The sequence below is a fragment of the Arthrobacter sp. CAL618 genome (genome assembly GCF_000468215.1).
GTDB lineage: Bacteria > Actinomycetota > Actinomycetes > Actinomycetales > Micrococcaceae > Arthrobacter_D.
Window position 1 is genome coordinate 1 of record NZ_ASZW01000200.1, and the last position, 21566, is coordinate 21566.

Consider the following 21566-nt stretch of genomic DNA (forward strand, 5'->3'; position numbering starts at 1 on the left):
GTGTCTGTGCCCGTGTCTGTGCCCGTGACTGTGCCCGGGGTGTCGGCTACGGGCCGCTACTCGCCGTCGTCGTTGGCGTAGCGCAGCCCCAGCTGGTTCCTGACCCCGTCCAGGAGCCGCATCGTGTTGAGGGTATCGGCCCAGGGCATGGTGGGTGACTCGGTCAGACCCTGCTGGATGCACCGGGTGGTTTCGCGCAGCTCGTAGACATAGCCACGACCGGCCTGCTCAAAGGTCTCTACCCGTTGCTCGCCCTGATGGGGGTGGATGGTCAGCTCCCGCGGGTTGTGCAGCACCGACCCGGTCCGCAACCAGCCTGCCGAGCCCGACACGGTAGCCTGGCCCGGGCCGGAGGAGACGAGCGACGACGTCAGCTGAGCCTGGCCGCCGCCTTCGTAGCTGAGGGTGAGCGCGTTTTGGGTGTCGATGTTGTCGTCGTTCAGGGCCCCTGTTGCGGTCACTGCGGCGGGGAACCCCAGCGCGCCGAGGGCCCAGGTCAACGGATAGACGGTGAGGTCAAGCAGCGCCCCGCCGCCAGCAGCCGGGTCCCACAGGCGGTGGGTGCGCGAGTGGTCGGAGGGGAAGCTCAGATCGGCTTGTACCCACTGGATTTCACCGAGCTCGCCGGAATGAATGATCTCCCAGGCCCGGTTGACGCTCGGGAGGAAACGGCTCCAAAGGGCTTCCATCAGGAAAAGATTGCGGGTCCGGGCCAGGTCGATCAGCTCCGCGGCTTCCCGCGCGTTGACGGTAAAGGCCTTCTCGCAAAGGACGTGCTTGCCTGATTCCAGGGCCGCCTTGGCCACCTGGTAGTGCTGGGCGTGGGGGGTCGCGATGTAGACGACGTCGACGTCGGGGTCGTTGAAGAGCCGCTGGTACCCGGTCTCGCCGTCGGCGTCGTAATAGCTCGCCACGAAACCGAACTCCTCAGCGAAGGCCCGGGCCGATTCCTGCGATCGGGAGCTGACCGCCTGCAAAACACTGTCCTCCAGCCCGGCAAGATCCTGGGTGACGTTGCCGGCGATGCGGCCGGTGGCGACGACGCCCCAGCGTAGTGGCTCGCCGGTGGCTGCGAACGGATCGGCGGCGTCGGGTGCGGCGCAGGGTGGCCGGGGGATTTGCTGGGCAGGTGTGTGGAGGTTCATCGTTCTATCTTTGCGTGGCTGAGGACAAAAAAGTAGCCCGGCCCATCCGGGCCGGGCTACTTCAATCACATCGGTTACTCGTTGACGATCTCGGAGAGCGTTGGATCGTTCTCGTAGGCTTCGGCAGCGTTTTCCATGGTGACGATCTGTGGTTCGAGCAGGTACGCGGGAACAACCTTCACGCCGTTGTCGTAGGAGTCGGGATCGTTGATCTCGAGTTCCTCGCCTGCGCCCAGCCCCTGAACCATTTCAATGGCGTGGGAGACGAGTGCGCGGGTGTCCTTGTTGATGGTGGAGTACTGCTCGCCGGCCATGATGGAGCGAACCGACTCAACCTCGGAGTCCTGCCCGGTCACGATGGGCAGTTCCTTGCCGCTGGCCTGGACCGAGGTCAGGATGGCGCGGGCCAGGGTGTCGTTGGGGGAGAGGACGCCGTGCAGTTCCTCGGAACCGTAGGTGCCGGTCAGGAGGGTATCCATGCGGGTCTGCGCGTTGCCGGCTTCCCAGCCCTGGGTGACAGCCTGGTTGAACTCGGTCTGGCCGGAGGCGACGACGACGTTGCCGGACTCGATCTCTGGCTCGAGGATGCTCATCGCACCGTCGAAGAAGACCTGGGCGTTGGCATCATCGGGTGAACCAGCGAACAGTTCAATGTTGTAGGGACCTTCGCCGCGCTCGGCCATTCCGTCGAGCAATGCCTGGCCCTGCAGCTCGCCCACCTGGAAGTTGTCGTAGGCCACGTAGTAGTCAACGTCTTCCGTGTTCGTCAGCAGGCGGTCATACGCGATGACGGTGATGCCGGCTTCCTTGGCCTGGGCCAGCTGGGTTCCCAGCTGAGCGCCGTCGATGGCGCCGACAATCAGCACCTCGACGCCGTTGGTGATCATGGAGCTGATCTGGTTCTGCTGCTCAGAGACGCCACCGTTGGCGAACTGAACGTCGGGTTCGTACCCGGCTTCGGTGAGGCCGTCGTTGAACAAGCCCTCAGCCAGAACCCAGTTCTCTGAAGTCTTCTGGGGCAGGGCGACGCCGATCGCTGCACCGTCCTCGAATCCTCCCTCGCCCTCGGTTTCGGTCCCGGCGTCGCGACCGCAACCAGAGATGGCTAACGCTGAAATTGCGGCGATTGCCGCTAGTGATTTTGCGTACTTACGCATTGTTGCTCCTTTAGTGGACTCAATAACTTACTGCTGAAGTGTTGGTTAGGGTCAGCGGGCGGAAACGTCGTTGGAGATGACGGTCTCGGTGGCTGTCGGCAGTTCGGGTTTCCCCTTGTTGCCGAAATTCTTCATGATCATGCCGGTGATGGAGGGCTTGCCCTGGCTCTTGTTGTAGACGTCGAAGGCGACGGCGACCAACAACACGAGGCCCTTGATAATCTGCGTCAGGTCGGCGCCAACGCCGAGCAGCTGCAGGCCGTTGTTCAGGACCGCCATGACGAGCCCGCCGATCACGGATCCCACCACTGTGCCCACACCACCGGTCACTGCGGCGCCACCGATGAATACTGCGGCAATGGCATCGAGTTCCCAGCCGACGCCGTCGAACGGGCCTGACGCCGTGGAGCGTCCCACGAAGATCATGCCGGCCAGCGCCGCCAGGATGGACATGTTCATCATGACGAGGAAGTCGACCCGGCGGCTTCGGACGCCCGACAGCTTCGCTGCGTGGCGGTTGCCACCGACCGCGTATACGTGGCGGCCAATGATGGTCTTGGTGGAGATGAAGCCGTAGATGATGACCAGTGCGCCGAGGATCAGCCCGGGAACTGGGAATGAGGTGCCGGGGTTGCCGGTGGCGAACAGGTAGGTGGCGTATAGAATGACCGCCGAGAGCAGCGTCATTTTGACTACCGAGACCCACACCGGGGGAGCCTCGGCGCCGATCTTGGCGAAACGCTTGCGGGTGCGTACCTCGTTGTAGATCACCGCTGCGACGAGCGCGAAGCCGAGCAGCAGGGTGAGGTTGTTGTAGCCCAGATCCGGCCCTATTTCGGGCAGGTATCCGGCACCAATGAAGCGGAACTCCTGGGGGACGGGGACCGTGTTGGACTGCCCCACGAACTGGTTGGCGCCGCGGAAGAGCAGCATGCCGGCCAGCGTGACGATGAACGCCGGGATGCCGACATACGCCACCCAGAAGCCCTGCCATGCCCCAATCAGGGCACCCAGGATCAGGCCGACGACGATACCCAGGTACCAGGGGAAGTCCCAGTCCCGCATCACCAGGGCGACGACAATGCCGGCGAACGCTGCGATCGAACCGACCGACAGGTCGATGTGGCCGGCAATGATCACCAGCACCATCCCGATCGCGAGGATCAGGATGTACGAGTTGCCGTTGAAAAGGTTCATCATATTGCCGGAGGTGAGCGTCTTGCCGCCGGTCATGATCTGGAAGAAAACGACCAGGGCGAGCAGGGCGAAGATCATCCCGAACTGCCGTGTATCGCCGCCAAAAAGTTGTTTGAGGGAGGTCATGGGGTGGGTCCTAAGAGCTAGGCAGTCTTCCTGCGGGCGGTCATAAGTTTCATCAACGATTCCTGGTCAGCTTCTCCGCGGGCTAGTTCCCCCGTGATGGCTCCCTCGAAGATTGTGTAGATACGGTCGGAGATGCCCAACAGTTCAGGCAGTTCCGAGGAGATGACGATGACGCCCTTGCCCTGGTTGGCAAGCTCCTGGATGATCCCGTAAATCTCGTACTTGGCTCCGACGTCGATGCCGCGGGTGGGTTCGTCGAGGATCAGCAGGTCGGGGTCGGTGAACATCCACTTGGCGAGGACCACCTTCTGCTGGTTCCCGCCCGAAAGCTTGGCCACTCCCTCGTTGACTGATGGCGTCTTTGTCCTCAACGACTTGCGGTACTTCTCGGCGACGACAAATTCCTGGTCGTTATCCACCACCAGTCCGCGGGTGATCTTCTTCAGTGCCGCCGAAACCGTGGTGGTCTTGATGTCGTCGAGCAGGTTCAGTCCGAGTGACTTCCGGTCCTCAGTGACGTAGGCCAGCCCATGCTTGATGGCCGACGGCACCGATCTGAGGGTGACAAGCTCGCCGTCCTTGTAAATCTCACCCGAGATGAAGTTCCCGTAGGAGCGTCCGAAGATGGAGCGCGCCAGCTCAGTACGTCCAGCGCCCATCAGGCCGGCGAACCCCACGACCTCACCCCGACGGACTTTGAAGCTTGAGTCCTTGCAGACCAGCCGGTCCGCGACGGCCGGGTGGCCGACGTTCCAGTTGCGGACCTCAAAGAAGGTTTCGCCGATCTTCGGGGTGTGGTCGGGGAAGCGCGACTCAAGGGACCGGCCAACCATGCCGCGGATGATCCGGTCCTCGTCGACGCCGTCGTTCTTCACATGCAGCGTCTCGATGGTCTTGCCGTCGCGGATGATCGTGATTGAGTCGGCGATCTGTTCGATCTCGTTGAGCTTGTGGGAAATCATGATGCAGGTGATGCCCTTGGATCGCAGTCCGGCCATCAAATCGAGGAGGTGCTGCGAATCGGATTCGTTCAGGGCGGCGGTGGGCTCGTCGAGGATCAGGAGCTTCACGGATTTGCTGAGGGCCTTGGCGATCTCGACCAGCTGCTGCTTGCCAACGCCAATGTCCTTGACCGGGGTGTTCGCTTCTTCGCGAAGCCCTACCCGCGCCATGAGTTCAAGGGTCTGGGAGTTCACCGAGTCCCAGTTGATGACCCCGTTTCGGCTCGGCTCGTTGCCGAGGAAAATGTTCTCGGCGATGGAGAGCTCAGGGATGAGCGCGAGTTCCTGGTGAATGATCACGATGCCAGCTGATTCGCTGGACCGGATGTCCTTGAACTCCACTTCTTCGCCCTGGAAGATGATGCTGCCGTCATAGGTGCCGTGCGGGTACAGGCCCGAGAGGACCTTCATTAGGGTGGACTTGCCAGCACCGTTTTCCCCGCAGATCGCGTGGATCTCGCCAGCCTCGACGGTGATGGAGACCTGGTCGAGGGCCTTGACTCCCGGGAATTCTTTGGTGATGGAACGCATTTCCAGAATCTTGTGATGTTCCATACGCATCCTCCCTGGTGACGGCATTGGCTGTACCTGACCCCTAGTGGTCAGAATAGGAAGTTAACCCTGCCAAGCCGCTTGGAGTCAAGTCTTGAACACATAAGCAATTATATTGGTAGCTAAACGTTATGAAGGTGCGGTTGCGAGAGAACGACGGCGGCTCCTCCGAGGGCCTCAGTACGGTCCCCGAGGGCAGACATCAGTACGGTGGTGGACTCGCCGACCACTGGGACCGCGTTACGGAGGAGGCCCCGCCGGATCGGCTCCAGCAGGATGTCCCCGAGACTGGTGAGCGGCCCACCAATCACCACCAGTTCAGGGTTGATCAGGTTTGCTACGTTGGCGACCGCTTTGCCGAGGGCGAGGCCGGCGTCGTCAATCACTCGCAGCGCCGCCGTGTCGCCGGCCAGCACCAGGCTCAGCAGTTCGTCCACCGAGATGGGGCCGTCAGCGCGGCGGCTAAGCAGGTCGACCATGGTGCTGGTCGATGCGACCGTTTCGAGGCAGCCGCGGTTGCCGCACCGGCAGACGAGACCATGTTCAACGATGGTGCTGTGGCCGAGCTCGCCGGTGATGCCGACGTGGCCGTAGTAGACCGATCCGCCGAGGATCAATCCGGCGCCGATGCCCGAGCCGACCTTCAGGAACATCAGGTTGTCGACCGCACTGTGGGGCCCCCAGGTGACCTGGGCCAGGGCGCCGAGGTTGGCGTCATTGTCAATGAAGACGGGGAACCCGAGCCGCTCCCCGAAGGCGGCGAGGATGTTGATGCCAACCCATTCCGGCAGGATCGCACCCTGTACCACCGTGCCGGTGCGGCGGTCGATGGGGCCGGGGATGCCAACCCCGGCGCCGAGCACCGATGAGCGTGCGACGCCTGCCTTGAGGAGCAGGCGGTCGAGGAGCTGCTCGGCGGCGTCGAGCCCTTCCTCGGCGCAGTGGCCAAGGGGTAGGGCGATTGCCTCATCCTGAATTACCTGATAGTTCAGTCCGGCCAGAACAACTCGCACGTGGCGTCGGCCGATGTCGATGCCGACGGCCAGGGACCCATTGTCGTTGAGGATGACCGAGAGGGCGCGACGGCCTGAGCTGGTGGTTGGAGCTGTGGTGGCGAGGCCGGCGTCGACCATTGCCTTGACGATGTTCGAGACCGTTGCGGTGGAGAGCCCGGTTTGCCGGGCGAGTTCCGCCTGGGTCTGTGGGCCACCCACCAGGACACCGATAACGCGCTGTTGGTTGCGTTGCCGAAGAGCCGACTGGGAACCCGGGCTTGGAGGATTCCCGTCGAAGTCACGCTTGGTGTTCGGGCGTCCTGCGGGCATGTACTACAGGGTGCTACATGCACCTCTTGTAGTCAAGAAGTTAACGCTGCACGGTGTGATTGAGCCAACACCTGATAGGACGAGGCATTCTCCTTGACAGCCTCGAATTCGCTGTCGGTGAGTTCACGACGCACCTTCGCGGGCACTCCCGCGACGAGGGAGCGGGGTGGCACCTGCGTCCCCTCGAGGACCACTGCGCCCGCAGCGACCAGTGAGCCAGCGCCGATGACCGCCCCGTTCATCACGGTGGCGCTCATCCCGATGAGGCAGTCGTCGCCGATGGTGCAACCGTGGACCACAGCGGAGTGGCCGATACTGACCCGGTTCCCAACGGTGGTGGGGAAATCCGGGTCAGCGTGCAGCACGACGTTGTCCTGCAGGTTGGTGCCGTCGCCGACACGGATCGGCGCGGTGTCGCCCCGTACTGAGACGCCATAGAAGGCGCTGGAGTCCTGACCGAGCACCACGTCGCCGATGATCGACGCCGTCGGTGCAAGGAAGCAGGACTCACTGATGGTGGGGGTTTTGCCGAAGATTTCGATGATGTGGGCCATGGACCTCAGCCTAGCTGGCCGGGTCAACGGTGCCGCCAGCCTAGCTGGCAGGGTCAACGGTGCCGCCAGCCTAGCTGGAAGGGTCAACGGTGCTCACCGAATCAGGCTGGGCCCCGGTGAGGAGCCCCGTGTCCTAGTTGAAGACGATGGTCCGGCCGCCGTCGAGCAGCACCCGGTGCTCGGCGTGCCACTGCACGGCCTGGGTGAGGGTGCGGCCTTCGACGTCGCGCCCGATCGCCACAAACTGCTGGGCCGAACGGGCATGATCCACGCGGATGACCTCCTGCTCGATGATCGGCCCTTCGTCCAGGGCGGGGGTGACATAGTGGGCCGTCGCTCCGATCAGCTTCACTCCACGGGCGTGTGCCTGGTGGTAGGGCTTGGCCCCCTTGAAGGAGGGCAGGAACGAGTGGTGGATGTTGATCGCCCGTCCCACCAGTTCCGAGCACAGCCCATCGCTGAGAATCTGCATGTAGCGCGCCAGGACCACCAGCTCGATGTTGTGCTCGGCGATGACAGCGCGCAGGGCGTCCTCGGCCGCGTCCCGGGTGTCAGGGGTGACCGGGATGTGATGGAAAGGAATGCCGTAGAAGGCGGCGAGGTCGGCAAGCTCGGTGTGGTTCGAGACGATCGCCGGAATCTCGATCGGCAAGGTCCCTGAACGCTGCTGGAAGAGCAGGTCGTTGAGGCAGTGCGCGGCCTTCGACGCAAGAATCAGCGTCCGGGCGGGCGCGCCGTCGTCGTGCAGCGCCCAGGCCATGCCAAACGCTGTGGCAACCGGAGCCAAGTGAGCCTCCAAAGCCGTCCGCGGAGCTGCTGTGCTCATGGCTACCCGCATGAAGAAGGTCCCGGTGTCGGGGCTTCCGTACTGCTGTGATTCGGTGATGTTGCAGCCTGAACTCACCAGCGCTCCGGCAACCGCATGCACAATGCCGGGTTGGTCAGCGCAGGAGAGCGTCAGGATAAAGGAGGTCTGGGTGGTAGCGGAGTCAGTCACAAATCAAGCGTACTTCGAATGATCGGCCTGCCGGGATACACTCGGAAGTGCCGCGACTGGCGTCAGGTGGGTCACCATCAGGAAGCGGCATGCATCGTTATCTTCGGGCAATTTCTGGAAGACTCTTTCAGGAAGGCTCCGACGACGACGGCGCGCAGTGCCGACCACGGATCGCACGCCTGGGACGTCTGGTCAAGAATTTGCTTGATGATGCTTCAGTGTGGCCGGATATCGGAGCTGCCCGGAAGACTCAGCGAGTAACCTGACCTGTAGAAACGTATCCCACCCAGGAGTTTACTGTGACAACTTCGCACCTGCCCGCCACCGGATCCGCCACCTCGGCGGTCACCAACGCGCCCCTCTCCGAGATCGACCCGGAGATCGCAGCAGTCCTGACCAACGAACTTGCCCGCCAGCGCGACACCCTCGAGATGATCGCCTCCGAGAACTTCGCCCCCCGCGCGGTCCTTCAGGCGCAGGGGTCGGTCCTGACCAATAAATACGCCGAAGGTTATCCCGGCCGCCGGTACTACGGCGGTTGTGAGCACGTCGATGTTGCGGAGACCCTCGCCATCGAGCGGGTCAAGGCCCTGTTCGGCGCCGAGTTCGCCAACGTCCAGCCGCACTCCGGCGCGCAGGCCAACGCCGCGGCGCTCGCTGCGATGATCAAGCCCGGCGACAAGATCATGGGCCTGTCCCTCGCCCATGGCGGACACCTGACCCACGGCATGAAGCTCAATTTCTCCGGCAAACTCTACGAAGTTGCTGCCTACGGTGTGGAGGAAGATACCCACCGCCTGGACATGGACAAGGTCCGTGCGCAGGCGATCGCCGAGAAGCCGCAGGTCATCATTGCGGGCTGGTCCGCGTACCCGCGGCAGCTCGACTTCGCCGCGTTCCGGTCCATTGCCGACGAGGTGGGTGCACTCCTCTGGACCGATATGGCCCACTTCGCTGGCCTCGTCGCTGCCGGCCTGCACCCCAACCCGGTGCCGTACTCCGACGTCGTCACCTCCACTGTGCACAAGACCCTCGCCGGACCCCGCTCGGGCGTCATTCTGGCGAAGCAGGAGTGGGCGAAGAAGCTCAACTCTGCGGTCTTCCCGGGCCAGCAGGGCGGGCCGTTGATGCACGTCATCGCGGCGAAGGCGACGGCGTTCAAGATCGCCGGTTCCCCTGAATTCAAGGAACGCCAGGCGCGGGTCCTTGAAGGCGCCCGCATCATTGCCGACCGGTTGACCGCCACCGATGTGAGCGAGCACGGCGTTTCGGTGCTGACCGGCGGCACCGACGTCCACCTTGTCCTGGTGGATCTGCGCGCTTCGCAGCTTGACGGCCAGCAGGCCGAGGACCTTCTGCATTCAATCGGCATCACCGTCAACCGCAACGCGGTTCCGTTTGACCCACGCCCACCGATGGTCACCTCCGGTCTGCGCATCGGCACCCCGGCGCTGGCCACCCGAGGCTTCGGTGCGGAAGAGTTCACCGAGGTCGCGGACATCATCGCGACGGCGCTGAAGCCTGGCGCGGCTGCGGATGTACTGCGCGCCCGCGTGCTGGCCCTTACCGCCGACTTCCCGCTCTACCCCGAACACGAGCAGTGGTAGAAGACCTCCCGGAGGGCGCGCTGGACTCTGCTGCGGCCGCCTCGACTGACTACGACATCCCCACCAGCGAGTGCTGCTTCACCGGCTGCTGCGACCGCGGCAAAGCATTCGTCCTTGAGCAACTGGAAGCAGGCCACATCAGATGAGCCCTACCGCACAGATCCTCGACGGTAAGAAAACCGCCGCGGCCATCCGGTCCGAGCTGACCGACCGCATCGCCACGCTTAAGGAGCGCGGTATCACCCCCGGTCTCGGCACCGTGTTGGTGGGGGACGATCCCGGGAGTCACTCCTACGTCGCCGGAAAGCACCGCGACTGCGAACAGGTCGGCATCACCTCGGTCCGCCGGGATCTGCCCGCCGACATCTCGCAGGCGGACCTGGAACAGGTCATCGATGAACTGAACGACGACGACGCCACCACCGGTTACATCGTCCAGTTGCCCCTGCCCAAACATCTCGATACCAACGCCATCCTCGAACGAATGGCGCCGGGGAAGGACGCCGACGGGCTGCACCCGGTCAACCTTGGCAAGCTGGTGCTGAACGTGGGCGCTCCGCTGGATTCGCCGCTGCCCTGCACCCCGCACGGCATCGTCGAACTACTCAGCCGGCACGGCATCAGCCTGAACGGGAAGAACGTTCTGGTGGTGGGTCGCGGGGTCACCGTCGGCAGGCCCCTCGGCCTGCTGCTCACCCGCCGCGACATCAACGCCACGGTCACCCTGGCCCACACCGGGACCGTTGACCTGCCCCACCTGCTGCGGCAGGCCGACGTCGTGGTCGCTGCGGCGGGCTTCCCCGGCATGATCAAGGCGGTGGACCTGAGGCCCGAGGCGATCGTGCTCGACGTTGGCGTCACCCGCGTGGAAGACCCCGAGACCGGCAAGGCGAAGCTCACGGGCGACGTCGAACCAGCGGCCGCCTCGACGGTTGCCTGGCTCTCACCCAACCCCGGCGGCGTGGGCCCGATGACCCGCGCCATGCTGCTGGCCAACGTGGTGGAAGCCGCCGAGCGGCAGGCCGGGATCGCCGTCGCACACTGAAACCAGGTACGCACGGCGCGGACCAGGTCGGGTGGAACCTCGGACGAGTTCGGTCTGGTAGGAGCCCTTCACGGTCGCGGCCTGCAGCAGCTTTCCCGAAGCGTGGTGATAACCCCCGACGCCCTTTTCGTAGCCCGTTCCTGATGTCAGGCTGTGAGGGCGGTGCTGTGGATGATTCGATCAAGGGTGGCGCCCCAACCATCTCGTGTGCCGCCATCGATGAGGTTCCGAACCTCTTCAGTTGGCAGGTGGTCGGGAAAGTTCACCGTGAACTCGAGTCGGGTGCCTTCCTGGGCATCCGTGAGGTTGACGCTCACGACGGGCGCCGCCCGCTGCTGGTCTCCCTCGAGGTCCGGCCACCCGCCGACGGCTCCCCACCGAAAAACCAGTCGTACGTCGGGAACGATTTCGAGATACTCCCCGCCGGTTGGGTAGTGAAGTTCCTCATTTACGACCATCTGTTGCCTCCATGCACCGCCCACCCGCAGATCGACCTCTATCGGGGACGATGGAGTGGGCATGGCTGGGTTATAGAACCAGGCGAGATGTTCCGAATCGGTCCAGGCTTTGAACACCAGGTGGCGGGGTGCTTGCAGATTGCGGGTCAGGGTAAAGCTTCGTTCTGTTTGTGTGTGGTGCACCATCGGTCTTCCCTCAACTCGGATTCCAGGGCGGGAGCACTCCTAGGAGGCGACGACAAGATCTTGATGCCCGTCGAGGAGTTCACGCACGATGTCCAGGTGCCCGGCATGGACGGAGGTCTCCGTGAGTACCCGATAGATGATCTCGCGCCCATCATGCATGGGTGGGCCTCCGTAGACATCTGCTGGGGGCACCCATCGCGGCGGGTCATTGAGGTCGACGCCAGCGAGGATTGTGTCGCTTTGAACGATCTCCCGCCGATAGGTGGTGATCGCCTCCATCCCCGTCATCGGCTCCGATGCCCATCCGTTATGGAGGTTTTGGATGGCTCTCCGGTCGCCGCCAAGGACGGCCGAAATCCAGAACATCTCATCATCGAATGCCAGATGATTCAGTAGCTGCCTCACGGACCAACCGGAAGGCACCATCACCCGGTGAAGTGCATCCTCTGGTAGCCCCTCGACAGCACGGAGCACATGCTCGCGGCCTGCCGTTAGCTGTGCGAGCAGTTGCGCGTCGCTCACAACCCGGGTTCATAACCGACGAGCCAGTGGAGTCCGTAGCGGTCAACGACCTGGCCGTCGGAGGCACCCCACGGCTTCGGGGTTAGCGGGTCGATGACCGAGCCGCCATCAGCGAGCTTATCGAACCACTCATGCAGCACTGCCGGCTCGGCGGTACCCAACAACGAAAGCATCATCCCCTCGAACCGGACCGTCTTCCCGCCAGCCCCGGCATCCGATCCGGCCAGAGCAACGACACCGCTCAGAACTCCGTGCGCGATAGCGTTTCCTGGCCCATCGCTACGACCGAAGTCTTCGTAGGTATGCAAGGCGAGTTCTCCACCGAAAACGTGCCCGTAGAAGCTCAGGGCTTCACGAGCGGTACCAGGGAAACTGACGTAGATCTGGGGCGCCGTCATGGGCATCCCCGACATACGTCGAATGGGCGGGTGCGGGAGGAGTTCATGGTCTGATTCCTGACTGTCATCGGGTAGGGACACAGGTACGTCGGCGCCAATACGCACATTTCGCCATCCTAGGCGAGGCTGATCGAGCTGAGTAGTAGGAGTTTCGATTTTTTCCTCCGCTGTGGGCGGTGGTGCGATTGCGACCCAGAATAAAGATTCTGGTTGGCTTTTCCCAATGGGACAAATCCCCTAGGCTGAGCAGGTGCCCAACTCAGTGACCCGCGATTACGTCATTTCCGCCCGACATCTCACCAAGCATTACGGTGACTTCGCCGCGGTCGATGACATTTCCTTCGATGTGCCGGCCGGTGAATCCTTCGGCCTGCTGGGACCCAACGGTGCCGGTAAATCCACCACCATGCGGATGATCGGCGGGGTGTCGCAGCGTACCTCGGGGTCACTGACCATCATGGGGCTCGACCCTGAACAGCATGGTCCCCAGGTGCGCGCCCATCTGGGGGTGGTGCCACAGCAGGACAACCTCGACGAGGAACTCCGGGTCCGCGACAACCTGATCGTCTACGGGAGGTACTTCGGCCTGCCCCTGAGCTACCTCAAGCCCAAGGCGGACGAGCTGCTCGAATTCGCCCAGCTCACCGACAAGGCGAAAGCCAAGGTTGACTCGCTCTCCGGCGGTATGAAGCGCCGGCTCACCATCGCCCGTTCGCTGATCAACGAACCAAAGATCCTGCTGCTCGATGAGCCGACCACCGGCCTTGACCCGCAGGCGCGCCACATCCTCTGGGACCGGCTGTTCCGCCTGAAGGAATCAGGGGTCACCCTGATCCTGACCACCCATTACATGGACGAGGCGGAGCAGCTCTGCGACCGGCTCGTGGTCGTGGACAAGGGCAAGATCATGGCGGAGGGCTCGCCAGCGAAGCTGATCCGCGAGCATTCCACCCGCGAGGTGCTCGAGCTGCGGTTCGGTTCCGAGCGCAACACCACCGTCGCCGCCGAACTCCAGGGCATCGGCGACCGGCTGGAATCCTTGCCCGACCGCGTCCTCATCTACACGCACGACGGCGAAGCCGCCCTCGAGCAGGTCACCGCTCGCGGCCTGCACCCCATCACTTCCCTGGTCCGGCGGTCCTCGCTGGAGGACGTGTTCCTGCGCCTGACCGGGAGGAGTCTCGTTGACTAACCCGCCCAGCCCTGGCGCCGGCGTCGAGCCCGCCGCAACGCAGAAGGGCCCCACCAGCAAGACGGCGATCCAGCCGCCGACGACGACGCTACGCGCCCACTCACCGCAGGTCGCGGCCGACCGCGCCAAACGGTTCGGTTCCTGGTACTACGCCGAGCACGCCCTGCGGGTCATGAATGGGTACCGCTGGACCCTCCTCGCCTACAGCGTGGGCAACCCGGTGATGTACCTGTTCGCCATGGGGGTTGGCCTGGCCACCCTGGTGGACCAGAACAGTTCCGATGCGTTCGGTGGGGTCAGCTATCTCGCATTCATCGCACCGGCCCTGCTCGCATCCGCCACCATCATGACCGCCGCCACCGAGTTCACCTACCCGGTGATGGACGGTTTCAAGTGGCGGCGGGTCTACTACGGGCCGCATGCCTCACCACTCGGCGTCCACCAGATTGTCAACGGCTACATCATCGCCATCAGCCTGCGGTTGATCCTCATGAGCGCGATCTACTTTGGGATTGTCGCCGCCTTCGGTGCCTCGCCGTCGGGGTGGGGCTGGGTGGCCGTGCCGGTGGCTGTGCTCTGCGGTCTGTCCTTCGGGTTGCCGCTGATGGCGTATTCGGCCAGTGTGCAGGAAGACAAGGGGCAGTTCGCGTTAGTGATGCGGTTCCTGGTGACGCCCATGTTCCTGTTCTCGGGCACCTTCTTCCCACTCGACACGCTGCCGATCTACCTGCAGTGGATCGGCTGGATTTCCCCGCTCTGGCATGGGACGCAACTGGGCCGGATGCTCACCTACGGCTTCCCGGTGCCGATCTGGCTGGCCGTGATTCACGTGGTGTACCTGGTGGTGCTGGCCGCCCTCGGCTGGCGTCTGGCCCGCAGGACCTACGCACGGAGGTTGGGCAAGTGACCGAGAAGCTGACCCATTCCGCAGCGCCGTCGTCGGCTGACCCGCTGACCGACGCCGACTACCGCATCACCCCGCAGACCCGACGCTTCAGCGCCCTCTACTCCCGCAACGCGAAAGCGGTAATCGCGCGCGGGCTGCGCGCCACGAAAAGCAGTAACTGGCTGATCATGGTCTCGGGCTTCTTCGAGCCGGTGCTGTACCTGATTTCGATGGGGGTGGGCCTCGGCGCACTGGTGGGGACCGTCGTCGGGCCCGGCGGCGAGGAGATCAGCTACGCGGCCTACATCGCACCGGCGCTGCTGGCCGTCTCCGCGATGAACGGCGCCGTGTACGACTCCACCTGGAACGTGTTCTTCAAGATGAATTTCGCGAAGCTCTACCAGGGCATGCTGTACACGTCGCTCGGGCCGCTGGATGTGGCGATCGGCGAGATCTTCCTGGCGCTCCTGCGCGGCGCGATGTACGCCACCGGGTTCACCGCGGTGATGGGCATGATGGGCCTGATCACCACGCCGTGGGCGCTGCTGATGGTCCCGGCGTCGGTGCTGATCGCGTTCGGGTTCGCCTCCTTCGGGATGGGGATCACCAGCTATATGAAGACGTTTCAGCAGATGGACTGGATTAACTTTGTGATGCTCCCGATGTTCCTGTTCTCGGCGACGTTCTACCCATTGAGCGTGTACCCGCAGGGCATCCAGTGGTTCATCCAGGCGTTGCCGCTGTGGCATGGCGTCGAGCTGCTGCGCCAAATCAGCGTGGGCACCTTCACCGCCGCGACGAGCATCCACATCCTCTACTACCTGGTGATGATCCTGGTCGGCATGGTGCTGACCACCAGCCGGCTGCGGAAGCTGTTCCTGAAGTAGCAGTTTGCTGCTCGAAGGGGTTCCATCCCGGAGGGAGGCTGGAACATACTGGAGCATGATTGGAAAGTGGCAAGCCACCGTTTTCGACTGTCCGGACACCGATCGGCTCGCGTCGTTCTACGAGGACCTGCTCGGCATGATCAGGGTCCAGCACGACGACGACGGGTGGATCTCCATCGGCGATGCGCCGGACCGGCCCGCGCTCGGCTTCCAACGGGTGAGCGACTACACGCCGCCCCGCTGGCCCAGCCAGGACCTGCCGCAGCAGGTGCACCTCGATGTTCGGGTCGATGACCTGGACATTGCCGAGGCGAAAGTCCTGGCCTTGGGCGCCGTGAGCATGAACTCAGGCTCCAAAGCCCACCGGGTCTTCCTCGACCCGGCCGGGCACCCGTTCTGCCTCGTCAGCTGGTAACCAGGCCACCGAACTGGCTTACGGTACGAGAGTCGCGTAGACCACGTAGTTGTCGTCAAACTCGCCGGTCTCCGGGTTGTAGCCGTCGCAGGTGATCAGGCGCAGCTCGGCGGCGTCAGTATTTCCGTAGACCTCAAGGGTGGGGAAGCCGTCTTTCTGGTACTGCTCGCCGCGGTCGACGGCGAACACGGCAGTGCTCCCATCCTCGCGGACCACGTTGATCTCGTCGCCGGCCTGCAGGGCGCGCAGGTCGGCGAACACGCCTGGGCCGCCACCGGTCGCATTGACATGGCCGAGCAGGACGGATGGCCCCCGTTCGCCCGAGGTGGGGGACTGGTCATACCAACTCGCTGGCGCCCCAGGTCCATCGGGCGGCACCTCAAGGGAGCCGTTATCCCGGAGCCCGAGATGCAGCAGCTCGGATTCAGCGGCGATCGTGGGAATGTTGAACGACACCGGCTTGGACGCTTCAAGGACCGCGGGCAGCTCCGGGGTGGGAACCGCACTGGGGGCCTCTGACGCAGCAGAGGTAGGTGCCGGGCTGGAAGGCGTGGCGGTCGAAGGCGCAGCCGAGGACGACGCCGAAGGGCTCGGCGCGGCAGGCCCCGTGCCTTCAGGGGGTGTGTCGGCACCGCAGGCGGTAAGAATCAAAAGGGCGGTCGCCGCCGAGGCCACAAAGCCTCGACGACGACCGTTTTTAGCGCTGATCATGAAATCAGACTATTCCTTATGCGTTGTCTGCAGCGTTGCGGCGAACAACGTAGGTGCCACCAACGGCAGCAGCCAGAACGAGGCCACCTCCGAGGGCGAGCATGCCCATGTTGTTGGTTGACGTGGACTGTGCAACACCGGTGTCGGCGCCGCCCTCAGGCATTTCACCCATCTGTGAAGCGGTCACAACACCACAGAGTGCTGGTGAGGTGGCGCCCAGTGGAAGTGAAGGCTCGAGGTCCGAGGGAGCGTTGAAGGCCTCTTCGGAGCTTGACGTTGCTGGGTCCAGGCCGTGGATGACGACGACGGCGGTGCCGGCTTCGATGGCGTCGAGGGTCTCGGCGTTCATCTCGAAGGTGCGCTCGATGGAGTAGTTTCCACCCTGGCCGGCGAGCTCAAGGTTCAGGCCGGCAGCTGGGCTGGTGTCGCCGCTGGTGCCCAAAGTGGTCTGGATGCCACCGTAGGCGGCTGCGCCTTCGGTGGTGGAGAGGATGCCGTCACCATCGGCGTCATCGGCCATGGTGGGGCAGGTGCCCTGGGCGCCACCGTGGATGTGCTGTACGTGTGGGTACGGCGCATCCATGAAGGTTTCGCCGAGACCGGAGACCTGAAGGTTTACGGTGGCAGTCTTGTCATCGATGTCCATCGCGAACGTAGCGGTACCGGTGGTGCCGCTGAGCTGCTGGAAGTCGACGGTGTATGAGCCGTTGGCGTGGTCGGCCATTGCTGGCGCACCGGCCATGGCAACCATGCCGAGGGCGAGGGTGGGGACTGCGAGAAGACGCAAGTTCTTATTCATGTGATTTTTCCTCCATAGAGCGAGTGTTAGCGCGCAATGATCAGCACACATACTAATACTTCGGAGTGGTGCCGATCACGGATGGGTGGGGAATAAAATAAACTTTCGAGCCTGAGCGTTCGCCAACGGTGGAAGGTCATTCCTTCCCTGCCCCCATTTGCGAGAATGGGGGTATGAAGCCTCTTGGGAACCAGAAACCGTTCGAGTCCGGCACCCCAGCGGGAGCGGGTCGAGGCCTGAGCCTGCGCATGGGCACCATCGGGATGAGCATTATGTTGATCGTCTTCCTGGTGGCTGTGGTCTTTGCCGCCAACCAGAACGACGTCGTCGGATGGCTGGTTGCCATCATCTCGCTGGGCTGGCTCCTGGTCTTCAGCTTCGTGGTCTTCAGCCTCAGGACGGCAGCCCGCAATGCGGCGGCGCGGATCAACGAGGCCCAGCAGCAGTTCAACCGTGCCAACGGCATCCAGGATTCCACCAGCACCGGGGTGGTCGATGAGGCCACTTTGGCCCGCGACATGAAACTGGACCACAGCTTCAAAATTGTTCAGGTTCAGGTGCGGGTAATCCGGGACCATCTGGCCGCGGGGAAGTCCAGCGACGAGGAGACGGTGGGGCGGGCGCTCGAGACCATCGAGATCACGTCGCACAACGCCCGGTCGATGATGAAGAAGAACGATGACGGACCGGTGGAGGGCACCGTTGTCGACTGACAATGGCAACCAACGCCGCCTCTTTTTCGCCCTCATTCGTCAGAGCGCTCGGGTAGGGTGGAGCGGGTGAGTTCCACTGCAGCAACGACAGCTTTCACCGACGGGTTGTCCCGAGCCAACGGGTCACTCCTGCGCGTCGCCACGGTCAACGTCAACGGTATCCGTGCGGCCTACAAACGAGGCATGGCCGACTGGCTCGCGGAACGAGAGATCGACATCCTCTGCCTCCAGGAGGTCCGTGCACCCGACGACGTCCTCAGAGGGCTCCTTGGGGAATCGTGGCACATCCTGCATGCCGAAGCCGAGGCCAAGGGCCGCGCCGGAGTCGCGATCGCCTCGCGAATCGCACCGACCGCAACCCGCACCCATATCGGCGACGACTACTTCGCCACCGCCGGTCGGTGGGTCGAAGCAGATTTTGATCTTGGGGGAGTAACCCTCACCGTCGTCAGCGCGTATGTGCACTCGGGTGAAGTCGACAGCCCCAAGCAGGACGACAAGTACCGATTCCTCGACGTGATTTCGGAGCGGCTGCCGGAACTGCGCCGCACCCGGGACCACACCCTGCTGGTGGGTGACCTCAATGTGGGGCACACCCAACTCGATATCCGCAACTGGAAAGGCAACGTGAAGAAGGCGGGTTTCCTGCCCGAGGAACGCGCCTACTTTGACCGGTTCTTTGATGACGAGTTCGGCTTCGTTGATGTGCACCGCCGCCTTGCGGGCGACGTCGATGGCCCCTACACCTGGTGGTCCTGGCGCGGTCAGGCGTTCGACAACGACACCGGTTGGCGGATTGACTACCACCTCGCCACCGAGGGCCTCGCTGCCGCTGCAGCAGACGCCGTCGTCGACCGTGCACCCTCGTATGACACGCGCTTCTCAGACCACGCTCCGCTGGTAGTCGATTACCGGCTCTAACTTTCAGGATTCATTAACCATGACGACTACCACCAACGGTGCACGGCAGCGGGTGCTCTCCGGCATGCAGCCTTCGGGCGAGTCCCTCCACCTGGGCAACTACCTCGGGGCGCTGGTGCACTGGGTGCGGATGCAGGACGAGTATGAGGCAATCTACTTCATTCCCGACCTGCACGCGATCACTGTTCCGCAGGAACCGGGCGAGCTTGCAGAACGCACCCGCCGCACCGCCGCGCAGTACATTGCCGGCGGCGTCGACGTTGATAAGTGCACCTTGTTTGTGCAGTCACACGTGCCGGAACACGCTCAGCTCGGGTGGGTGCTGAACTGCATCACCGGGTTTGGCGAGGCGTCACGGATGACCCAGTTCAAGGACAAGTCACAGAAACAGGGCGCCGATGCGGCGAGCGTGGGGCTGTTCACCTACCCCATCCTTCAGGCCGCCGACATCCTCCTGTATCAGCCGGAGGGCGTGCCGGTAGGGGAGGACCAGAGGCAGCACGTCGAACTCAGTCGCGACCTGGCGCAACGGTTCAACTCCCGGTTCGGCGAAGCGTTCGTGGTGCCGAAGCCCTTCATCCAGAAGGAATCGGCAAAAATCTACGACCTGCAGAACCCCACGGCGAAAATGTCCAAGTCGGCCAGCTCGGCGACGGGACTGATCAACCTGATGGATGACCCGAAGGTGACGGCCAAGCGGATCAAGTCGGCGGTCACTGATACCGATACCGAGATCCGCTTCGATAAGGAAGCCAAGCCGGGCATCTCGAACCTTCTCACCATTTACTCGATGCTCACCGGCAAGACCATTGACGACGTCGTCGGGGACTTCCAGGGGCGGATGTACGGGCACCTGAAAACCGAGTTGGCGGACATCGTGGTGACCCACCTTGAGCCGATCCGCCTCCGCACCGAGGAACTGCTTGCCGATCCAGCCGAACTGGACAGGCTCCTGGCCCGCGGTGCCGAGAAGGCACGCACCATCGCGTCAGCCACCCTCGCCGACGTGTATTCGAAGGTCGGCTTCCTCCCACCGCTGGGCGGTGCGCGCTAACCGCATGGACCAGCCGATCAGCTCCACCACTACCAGCCACCAGCAGGCACCGGCCGAGGGGATGGCCGTGCCACCGGCAGCCGGCGCCTCGCAGAGTTGCGTCGGTGTGGTCATCGCGGTACCTGAGCCGCTGGCGGCGGAGCTCGGACGCTGGCGCGCATCCTTTGGTGATCCGATGGCTGATCTCATTCCGGCCCACATCACCCTCGTGACAACCACCCCGGCAACGGACTGGGACGCAACCATCGAGCACGTCCGTGAGGTTGCCCGCGGACAGCACGCCTTCACCGTGACGTTGAAAAGTACGGGAACGTTCAGGCCCGTCTCCCCAGTGGTGTTCCTCAACCTGGAGGATGGCTTCGAGGATTGCGTGGACCTGCACACCAAACTCCAGCGAGGGCCACTGGAGCGGTCGCTGGAGTTCCCTTTCCACCCGCATGTGACGGTCGCCCACGATGTCAGTGTGGCGAGCATGGACGGCGCGGAGGCCCGGTTGAAGGGGTTCGAGGCTTCCTTCATGGTCCGTACTATGGGGTTGTATGAGCACGATTCGTGCGGTATCTGGCGACTGAGGGAAGAGCTAAGCTTTGGCCAAGATCAAAACCAGGGCGATCACCCCGGCTGAGACCGACTTCTACAACGAGCCTCGTCCGGCCGAGCTAACCCACCTCAAACTGAAGGTGATTGACGCCCNNCAAGGTGAAACGGCGGGGCACAACGGGTTTGCCACTGATAATGGCGACCATCAACTACCTCCTGGCGCGGATCTTCGTCCTCCGGCCAGTGCGGGTGTTCCATCTGTACGCGGTCCGGCGTGGTCCGCTCATGGCAGCGGGTATTGCGTACAGGCTGTTCTTCTCCATGGCATCACTGTTACTCGCTGGTTTCTCGATTCTCGGTCTGGTGGTCTCCGGCAATGCACCGTTGCAGAACCTGATTGTCGAAACGGTGAATTCAGCGGCACCGGGCATCCTCAAAATGGAGGAGGACGGTCCCGGTCTGGCCACCCCCGAACAGCTTTTCAATGCAGGGGATGGCTTGACCCTCACCCTGATCGTCTCCACGATCATCACGGCAATCACCGCCTTGGGCTGGATTGCCGGTGTCAGACAGGCGATGAGAGGCATCTTCGCCCTCCCCCCAATCCCTAGACACCCCATCCTGATCCGGGTCCAGGATCTGGGGACGCTGCTCGTGTTGGGGGTAGCGATGATCCTCACCACCGTGGTTGGCCTGGTTGCCAACACCCTTCTGGACGTGGTGTTCGACTGGCTGGGGTTCGGCGACACCGGGCGGCCTTTCACGCAGCTCGCCGGGGTAGCCATCATGCTGGTCCTGGACTTCGCCGTGGCCGTGATCCTGTTCCGCCGTGCCTCGGGAATCAATCAGACACGGCGCCTGCTCATCCAGTCGTCGCTGGTCACCGCGGTTGGAAGCACTGTGCTGCGGACGTTCAGCACCCTGCTCCTCGGCAGCGTGGGTGGAGGCAACCCACTGTTGGCGCCCTTCACCGTCGTCGTCGGATTGTTTGTCTGGTTCTTCCTGCTCAGCCAAGTCTACCTGCTTGCTGCGGCGTGGGGCGCCATTGGTGCGGCCGACGCCGAAGCGGGGCTCGCGCCACGGCATGGCCGGTCGCTAAAGCAGCGCAGCCGCGTCGCAGGACGGCGGAAAGACTAGCGAGCCTGCGACGGGGGAACAGCCCCCGTTAACCAGAAACG

General features: G+C 63.4%; 24 protein-coding genes. 12 read left to right on the plus strand and 12 right to left on the minus strand.

Annotation, left to right across the window (positions count from 1 at the left end):
* Positions 1 to 56: 56 nt before the first annotated feature.
* The 7 genes from K728_RS0112160 to purU all read right to left on the minus strand — a co-directional run bounded on the left by K728_RS0112160 (position 57) and on the right by purU (position 8054).
* Positions 57 to 1145 (minus strand): Gfo/Idh/MocA family protein, encoded by a 1089-nt coding sequence (locus K728_RS0112160; protein WP_024476891.1) that lies wholly within the window; start codon positions 1143 to 1145, stop codon positions 57 to 59.
* A gap of 74 nt (positions 1146 to 1219) precedes the next feature.
* The gene (locus tag K728_RS0112165; protein ID WP_024476892.1) at positions 1220 to 2302 is read right to left on the minus strand and encodes a substrate-binding domain-containing protein; all 1083 of its coding nucleotides are present in this window, start codon (positions 2300 to 2302) and stop codon (positions 1220 to 1222) included.
* 51 nt (positions 2303 to 2353) lie between these two features.
* Positions 2354 to 3625, minus strand: coding sequence for a multiple monosaccharide ABC transporter permease (gene mmsB, locus K728_RS0112170; RefSeq protein ID WP_019481974.1), 1272 nt, complete (start codon positions 3623 to 3625; stop codon positions 2354 to 2356).
* 17 nt (positions 3626 to 3642) lie between these two features.
* Positions 3643 to 5181, minus strand: a complete 1539-nt coding sequence (mmsA, locus tag K728_RS0112175; protein WP_019481975.1) for a multiple monosaccharide ABC transporter ATP-binding protein — start codon at positions 5179 to 5181, stop codon at positions 3643 to 3645.
* Between the two features lie 119 nt (positions 5182 to 5300).
* Positions 5301 to 6503, minus strand: coding sequence for an ROK family transcriptional regulator (locus K728_RS0112180; protein ID WP_019481976.1), 1203 nt, complete (start codon positions 6501 to 6503; stop codon positions 5301 to 5303).
* A 32-nt stretch (positions 6504 to 6535) separates the two neighbouring features.
* Positions 6536 to 7057, minus strand: a complete 522-nt coding sequence (locus tag K728_RS0112185) for a gamma carbonic anhydrase family protein (protein WP_019481977.1) — start codon at positions 7055 to 7057, stop codon at positions 6536 to 6538.
* A gap of 133 nt (positions 7058 to 7190) precedes the next feature.
* Positions 7191 to 8054: a formyltetrahydrofolate deformylase gene (purU, locus tag K728_RS0112190; RefSeq protein WP_024476893.1), complete on the minus strand. Its 864-nt coding sequence runs from the start codon at positions 8052 to 8054 to the stop codon at positions 7191 to 7193.
* Between the two features lie 314 nt (positions 8055 to 8368).
* Between purU and glyA the strand changes: the two genes are divergently transcribed.
* Genes glyA through K728_RS0112210 form a run of 3 tightly spaced genes read left to right on the plus strand, consistent with a single transcriptional unit; the run spans position 8369 to position 10706 of the window.
* On the plus strand, positions 8369 to 9661 hold the full coding sequence (gene glyA / locus K728_RS0112200) for a serine hydroxymethyltransferase (protein WP_035747985.1): 1293 nt from the start codon (positions 8369 to 8371) through the stop codon (positions 9659 to 9661).
* The gene (locus K728_RS20970; RefSeq protein WP_019481981.1) at positions 9655 to 9807 is read left to right on the plus strand and encodes a hypothetical protein; all 153 of its coding nucleotides are present in this window, start codon (positions 9655 to 9657) and stop codon (positions 9805 to 9807) included. Before glyA ends, K728_RS20970 begins: the two co-directional genes overlap by 7 nt.
* Positions 9804 to 10706 (plus strand): bifunctional methylenetetrahydrofolate dehydrogenase/methenyltetrahydrofolate cyclohydrolase, encoded by a 903-nt coding sequence (locus K728_RS0112210; RefSeq protein ID WP_019481982.1) that lies wholly within the window; start codon positions 9804 to 9806, stop codon positions 10704 to 10706. The genes K728_RS20970 and K728_RS0112210 overlap by 4 nt, the downstream gene beginning before the upstream one ends.
* Before the next feature lie 146 nt (positions 10707 to 10852).
* On the opposite strand, the gene K728_RS19340 is transcribed toward K728_RS0112210, so the two are convergent.
* From K728_RS19340 to K728_RS0112225, 3 genes are read right to left on the minus strand one after another with little or no spacing between them, the layout of a single operon-like run.
* The gene (locus K728_RS19340) at positions 10853 to 11350 is read right to left on the minus strand and encodes an SRPBCC family protein (RefSeq protein WP_019481983.1); all 498 of its coding nucleotides are present in this window, start codon (positions 11348 to 11350) and stop codon (positions 10853 to 10855) included.
* Between the two features lie 39 nt (positions 11351 to 11389).
* Entirely contained in the window at positions 11390 to 11872 is a 483-nt protein-coding gene (locus K728_RS0112220) for a mycothiol transferase (RefSeq protein ID WP_019481984.1), read from the minus strand.
* A complete protein-coding gene (locus tag K728_RS0112225; protein WP_019481985.1) occupies positions 11869 to 12270 on the minus strand; it encodes a VOC family protein in 402 nt (133 codons plus the stop codon). Before K728_RS0112225 ends, K728_RS0112220 begins: the two co-directional genes overlap by 4 nt.
* 262 nt (positions 12271 to 12532) lie before the next feature.
* On the opposite strand from K728_RS0112225, the gene K728_RS0112230 reads away from it, so the two are divergent.
* The 4 genes from K728_RS0112230 to K728_RS0112245 are packed head-to-tail and all read left to right on the plus strand — an operon-like array spanning position 12533 to position 15650.
* Positions 12533 to 13462, plus strand: a complete 930-nt coding sequence (locus K728_RS0112230; RefSeq protein WP_024476896.1) for an ABC transporter ATP-binding protein — start codon at positions 12533 to 12535, stop codon at positions 13460 to 13462.
* Positions 13455 to 14369, plus strand: coding sequence for an ABC transporter permease (locus tag K728_RS0112235; RefSeq protein ID WP_019481987.1), 915 nt, complete (start codon positions 13455 to 13457; stop codon positions 14367 to 14369). The genes K728_RS0112230 and K728_RS0112235 overlap by 8 nt, the downstream gene beginning before the upstream one ends.
* Positions 14370 to 14413: 44 nt before the next feature.
* Entirely contained in the window at positions 14414 to 15235 is an 822-nt protein-coding gene (locus tag K728_RS0112240; RefSeq protein WP_026040971.1) for an ABC transporter permease, read from the plus strand.
* Between the two features lie 55 nt (positions 15236 to 15290).
* Positions 15291 to 15650 (plus strand): VOC family protein, encoded by a 360-nt coding sequence (locus K728_RS0112245; protein WP_019481989.1) that lies wholly within the window; start codon positions 15291 to 15293, stop codon positions 15648 to 15650.
* Between the two features lie 18 nt (positions 15651 to 15668).
* On the opposite strand, the gene K728_RS0112250 is transcribed toward K728_RS0112245, so the two are convergent.
* Both K728_RS0112250 and K728_RS0112255 read right to left on the minus strand, forming a co-directional pair.
* A complete protein-coding gene (locus tag K728_RS0112250) occupies positions 15669 to 16361 on the minus strand; it encodes a class F sortase (protein ID WP_024476897.1) in 693 nt (230 codons plus the stop codon).
* Between the two features lie 16 nt (positions 16362 to 16377).
* Complete coding sequence (locus tag K728_RS0112255; RefSeq protein ID WP_019481991.1) at positions 16378 to 17160, minus strand: CHRD domain-containing protein; 783 nt, start codon at positions 17158 to 17160, stop codon at positions 16378 to 16380.
* Positions 17161 to 17333: 173 nt separating this feature from the next.
* Between K728_RS0112255 and K728_RS0112260 the strand changes: the two genes are divergently transcribed.
* The 5 genes from K728_RS0112260 (at position 17334) to K728_RS0112280 (ending at position 21525) form a co-directional block, all read left to right on the plus strand.
* On the plus strand, positions 17334 to 17873 hold the full coding sequence (locus K728_RS0112260; RefSeq protein ID WP_019481992.1) for a hypothetical protein: 540 nt from the start codon (positions 17334 to 17336) through the stop codon (positions 17871 to 17873).
* A 105-nt stretch (positions 17874 to 17978) separates the two neighbouring features.
* Complete coding sequence (locus K728_RS0112265) at positions 17979 to 18794, plus strand: exodeoxyribonuclease III (protein ID WP_024476898.1); 816 nt, start codon at positions 17979 to 17981, stop codon at positions 18792 to 18794.
* Between the two features lie 19 nt (positions 18795 to 18813).
* Positions 18814 to 19848 (plus strand): tryptophan--tRNA ligase, encoded by a 1035-nt coding sequence (gene trpS / locus K728_RS0112270; RefSeq protein ID WP_019481994.1) that lies wholly within the window; start codon positions 18814 to 18816, stop codon positions 19846 to 19848.
* The gene (locus K728_RS0112275; RefSeq protein WP_019481995.1) at positions 19838 to 20473 is read left to right on the plus strand and encodes a 2'-5' RNA ligase family protein; all 636 of its coding nucleotides are present in this window, start codon (positions 19838 to 19840) and stop codon (positions 20471 to 20473) included. Before trpS ends, K728_RS0112275 begins: the two co-directional genes overlap by 11 nt.
* Before the next feature lie 110 nt (positions 20474 to 20583).
* Positions 20584 to 21525, plus strand: a complete 942-nt coding sequence (locus K728_RS0112280; protein WP_019481996.1) for a YihY/virulence factor BrkB family protein — start codon at positions 20584 to 20586, stop codon at positions 21523 to 21525.
* Positions 21526 to 21566: the final 41 nt, after the last annotated feature.